This is a genomic window from Aphanizomenon sp. UHCC 0183, from assembly GCF_009712065.1.
GTDB lineage: Bacteria > Cyanobacteriota > Cyanobacteriia > Cyanobacteriales > Nostocaceae > Dolichospermum > Dolichospermum heterosporum.
Genome location: NZ_VILC01000139.1, coordinates 1 through 4,703, shown reverse-complemented (window position 1 = coordinate 4,703; position 4,703 = coordinate 1). Strand labels below are relative to the sequence as shown.

5 protein-coding genes and 1 pseudogene are annotated in these 4,703 nt (G+C 35.8%); all 6 read right to left on the bottom strand.

Translation table 11 applies throughout. From position 1 onward, the window contains the following. Window positions 1–213 precede the first annotated feature (213 nt). On the bottom strand, window positions 214–789 hold the full coding sequence (locus FJR37_RS24820; RefSeq protein WP_168467387.1) for a DUF4351 domain-containing protein: 576 nt from the start codon (window positions 787–789) through the stop codon (window positions 214–216). 861 nt (window positions 790–1,650) lie between these two features. After that, window positions 1,651–1,908 (bottom strand): DUF4351 domain-containing protein, encoded by a 258-nt coding sequence (locus FJR37_RS27295; protein WP_254434666.1) that lies wholly within the window; start codon window positions 1,906–1,908, stop codon window positions 1,651–1,653. Window positions 1,909–1,914: 6 nt separating this feature from the next. After that, window positions 1,915–2,595 (bottom strand): annotated as a pseudogene (locus FJR37_RS27290) (Rpn family recombination-promoting nuclease/putative transposase); the annotation flags it as partial. Between the two features lie 122 nt (window positions 2,596–2,717). After that, complete coding sequence (locus tag FJR37_RS24810; protein WP_039205172.1) at window positions 2,718–3,326, bottom strand: hypothetical protein; 609 nt, start codon at window positions 3,324–3,326, stop codon at window positions 2,718–2,720. A 45-nt stretch (window positions 3,327–3,371) separates the two neighbouring features. Then, a complete protein-coding gene (locus FJR37_RS24805; RefSeq protein ID WP_039205181.1) occupies window positions 3,372–3,845 on the bottom strand; it encodes a DUF29 domain-containing protein in 474 nt (157 codons plus the stop codon). Window positions 3,846–3,981: 136 nt separating this feature from the next. Then, the coding region (locus FJR37_RS24800) for a Uma2 family endonuclease (protein ID WP_168467386.1) at window positions 3,982–4,703 on the bottom strand (722 nt) is incomplete at its 5' end.

Sequence of the window (4,703 nt, the reverse complement as noted above, 5' to 3'; positions counted from 1 at the left end):
ACCTAACTAGCAACTTACATTACTAGTACAGCACGGCGTAAGTGAATAAACCATTTTCAAGCCTTGTAATCAATAGACATCTCCAAAAATTAAAGATGCTTGACCTGAAAACCCTGTAGAGACGTTCCATGGAACGCCTCTACAATCTTTTTTGGAGATGTCTAATCAAATTTTTGGAGCTTTTAATGGTCATGCTATTTACGCCCTAGTGTACTAGCTTAGAGGAATGTTTCCAGACTCTGAATTTTGTTGCAACCAATTTTCTAGTTGATTTATCTCAGTGAGATCGAGTAACTCTGTTGCTAGTTCTTCTAGTTGAGTAATTGATAAGCGATTAATTTTGAGGCTAAAATCAGATGATAAAGTCCCAAAACGACGGTCAATTAATTTCCATACCAATTTACGACTTTCTTGCTGCAAACCTTGCTGCAAACCTTGCTGTAAACCTTGCTGCAAACCTTGTTTTTCTCCTGTCTCCAAACCTTCTTTTAAGATTTGTTGATACCAAGGAGACTCTCTCAATATGGTCATATCCCACCTCATTATTTGTTGAACTAAGGGTATATCCAGGACAAAACCCGCAAAAAATGATAATAATGGCTCTAAATCCGTTAAAGTTTCATTGGCTCGTAATTCAATTACTGCTTGCCTGACAATACTCTCATTTCCTCCTCCTTTTAATATTGGCACAAAAGGCAATAAACTTGATAAGTTATGCTCAAAAACTAAATTAACATCTAATTCCCACAGATTAATAACATGATAGTTTTGATAAGTTTTAATTCCCATAAATTCCGTTTGGACTACAAAAACTACAACATAATTATTATACTCAAAACGGCTTGATTGTTTGATTCTAAACGTAGGGGTAAAGCAAGAGCTTCATTGGTGTCAACTTAACGTAAAACCTCTATCCCGCAAAGAACTCAACTCGTCTCATTCCCAGTCTCTGACTGGGAATGAATTCTAGAAGGCTCTGCCTTCAATGATATTAGAGGCAGAGCCTCATTAACTGCAAATTAGGTTTTGACAACCTGCTTGTTTAGCGGTGGTTATTGTTTCATCTAATTCGGCGATCGCTGCCATATTGGTATATCAGCTTTTGCTTTACCCCTTAGTTGATAATCTTCACGTTTAGCCATATTAAATAATCCCTTTGATTATATTTCCTGATTTAACACTTCTGCCCAAATCATCTAAGAGGTGAACGCAGATAAACGCAGATGAACGCGGATAATTTTTGTCAGAATCAGGATATCCAGGATTTGAGGATGTACAGGATGTAATTGCTCATTTGTTTGTTTGTGGTTAATGTTGTAATTGTCTTAATCAGAATAAACAAAATAATCCCCAAATTTCCACCAACAATTATTAAATAACATCCTGTAAATCCTTTAATCCTGGTTATCCTGATTCTGACAAAAAAACTCTAGATGTACAGGATGTAATTGCTCATTTGTTTGTTGGTTAATGTTGTAATTGTCTTAATCAGAATTTTTCAACCACCCTCTAGCGTAATGATTGTGAATTCAATTGAGTTGTTCCATGTATATAGCAACCATATTTGATTTGCAGACCGTGAGGGTTTCAGATCCCCGACTTCTTCGAGAAGTCGGGGATCTCTGTATCGTTAAGGCAGATACTTATAAATTAACTTAATTTAGTATATTTTTGTAGCCAGTCATCCAAATCGTCAATACCCTGAAAATCCAACAACGCTTCTCCTAAGTCTTCCAACTGTGATACAGGAAAACTCTTGATTTGTGAACATTGACTCTCTGGTAATTCCCCCAGTCGTCGCCTTAGTTGACGAATAACTAAATTAGCCTCACCTTCCTGAAGACCTTCGACAATAATCTCTTGGTAAAAACGGGATTTGGTAATATCCACAATTTCTAGGTCTAGCATATTCATGATGATCTCCTTCGTTAACTCAGGGAACTTATTAGCCAGTATAGTCTCGATTAAACTCAATCGCCTTTGAAACTCGCCTGTTGTGTCGGCTTCCTGCAATAGCTTTCTACCAATTACGGCACTTTTGTCTTTTTCTGTCACCACCAACTGCAAAAGCATCAAATTCGGGGTTAGTTCTTGCTGCTCCCGCAGATCACTCAAATATAACTGAGTAAGGAACGCAAATTTAATAACCTGCAATTCTGATGTAACCTGGAATGGTGCGTTACGCTGTCGCTAACACACCCTACTTTTGCACCTTATTTAATTCACATTCCTAACCCGTCTTTCCAATAACTCTGCGTAGGGAACTTCCCAGCCTAACCCTTGACTGCGATCGCGTAAAATTAATAGTCCCCGCCAGTCTTGTTTAACTGTATATTGATTAATATAGACAAACAATTGGGAAAAATACCGTCCATAGAATCCTGCATCGGACTGCATTTGTGCCTCAGCAAACACCATCGGTATCATCGGGTTATTTGATACTGGCGTAAAGACTCCATCCAGTCGAAACTCTTTCTCCTTAACAACAGGAGCATTATAAACGAATTCCCAGTTTTCTTCAATTCCTGGCATCAATTCTGCCAGCATCCCTGGCTGGGACAAAAATAATTCGTAAAACCATTTATCGGTTTTCATATTAATTAGTGTTTGCTGATAGCGTAGCGTGGCGTAAGCCATAAAAGTTGTCTGTGAGGACATTCGTGATTTTACTTTCGTTCCATGTCCCAACCGTTTTGAGTATATTTGAATTAGGATTATTACGCTAAAATACCTAATAAGACTTTACCTAAATCAAGCAAATCATTAGGAATTTTAAAAAGGTTTATATCTTGATAGATAGTTTTTTCAATTTTATCTAATTTACCAAATTGCCATAAATTCCCAGTAGTAACAGCACCATAAAATATATCTTGATCTGTGATTTCAGATAAGGCAATTAATTCAACTGCGAGTTGAGTAAACCCTTTTGTTAAATCATCTTTTTTTGCTTCAATCACTAATAAATCATGTGTAGACTGCAATAAATAATCTAAAGTTCCTTTTAAGCGATCGCTCACTCTTAACGGATATTCAATTTTTAGCTGACAATTACAGATAGCAATAATTTCTAATAAAATGGGAGCTACTAAAGTTTCTCGTCTAGCAGTTTCACTACTTAAACTAATCAAAGGTAAAATTTTTCTCATCTTCTCTTTGATGAGCAAAAGTTCATCTAATACAGATTGATCTGTTTGAGGTAAAGATAATTCTATTTTAATAAATGAATAATCAAATTCTCGTAAAATATCATCGGTTTCATAAGGTAAATCAAAGTAAGAGCTAAAGGTATAAGATTGATCTTCTTGTAATATTTTTATTTTAGGCATAATTATTTTTTGCTTATAATTTAATTATGATTGTTTTCTTAAATTCTAGCACCCTACTATCGCTCTCTCAAAATCATCTGTGGTATTACACAAGAATTCAGGATTTAATATTTCTTGTATATCATAAGGACAAATCCCTGAAAACGTACTTAATGCTAAACCTGTTTCTGCCGATGCTTCTCTTCTGGCATTTCGATAAGCTTTGGGTAAAATATCAGGAATGTATTGTTTTAAACTTGGTTTTTCATTTAGTAAATCTTGTAAATCATCTCTTTGGTTAGCAATGGTAGTAAACCAACTAATAGAACGTTTAGAAGATTGATATTGCCATTTTAGTAAATGAGTTAATAAAATTATTAACCGATTTTTTAACTCATTTTTTTCACTAATGCCCATACTATCTAACTCTTCTGCCAAATTCTCCCAATCCAAAGCTGTGATATCTCGACTAGCTAAGGCTAATTTTTGTTGAGTTAACCAATCCATGAAATCTGTTTCGTAGAGAGGTGATTTAGACATAGAATTAGTAATGATTACCTTTGTAATGGACAATTTTTTAACTCTATTAGACATCTGGTGAAAATTAAATATGCGTGACTTACAACCCTTGTAGAGACGTTCCATGGAACGTCTCTACATTCTTTTCTGGAGATGTCTATTGATCATTAGGTAAGCTGATACCTTGTTCCAATAACAATTGTCGTAATTTAGCTACTTCTAATTCAGCAGAATCTGCACGTTGCTTTTCCTGTTCAGCCCGTTGCTTTTCCTGTTCAGCCCGTTGCTTTTCCTGTTCAGCCCGTTGCTTTTCTTGTTCAGCACGTTGTTTTTCTCGTTCTTCTCGTGTAGGCAACCAGTTATTATCTTTATCATACCAACGTAACCACTGTCTAGTTAGTCCTTGATATTCTCCCTCCCATAACCCTAAACCCAATTCAGCTTCTTCTAACCACACCCCTAATCCATTAATAGAGAACGGTTGATAACGGTTCGTTACTAAACCAAAACAGTGAAACTCGTCAGTATAACGGTTATAGACAAAATAATAGGGGATTCTCAGAATTTGCTCATACACTGTCCATTTATTAGGTGGTTGATTAACTTCCCGTAAATTTCTATTTCTCCCTAAGTCTTCGTTTTCTGTTCCTGGAGATATTAACTCTACTACTACAAAGGGATATGTTCCTTCACACCAGGTAACATAGCTTAATCTTAGTTCTGTTTGTTCATAAAAACGGGATACCCCTAATACTGCAAACCAATCAGGGCGTTTATACCATTGTGTATGCTTAATGTCATAGTATAAATTTAAGTCGCTACCTGTAAATACATTATCTTCTGTATAAGAAGGTGGACGAAAGGTACTACGCAATAATT

Bases quoted from the DNA above. Each gene is read 5' to 3' on its own strand.
- FJR37_RS24805 (WP_039205181.1), bottom strand. From the start codon at position 3,845: ATGTCTAAATCACCTCTCTACGAAACAGATTTCATGGATTGGTTAACT.
- FJR37_RS24810 (WP_039205172.1), bottom strand. From the start codon at position 3,326: ATGCCTAAAATAAAAATATTACAAGAAGATCAATCTTATACCTTTAGC.
- FJR37_RS24820 (WP_168467387.1), bottom strand. From the start codon at position 789: ATGGGAATTAAAACTTATCAAAACTATCATGTTATTAATCTGTGGGAA.
- FJR37_RS27295 (WP_254434666.1), bottom strand. From the start codon at position 1,908: ATGCTAGACCTAGAAATTGTGGATATTACCAAATCCCGTTTTTACCAA.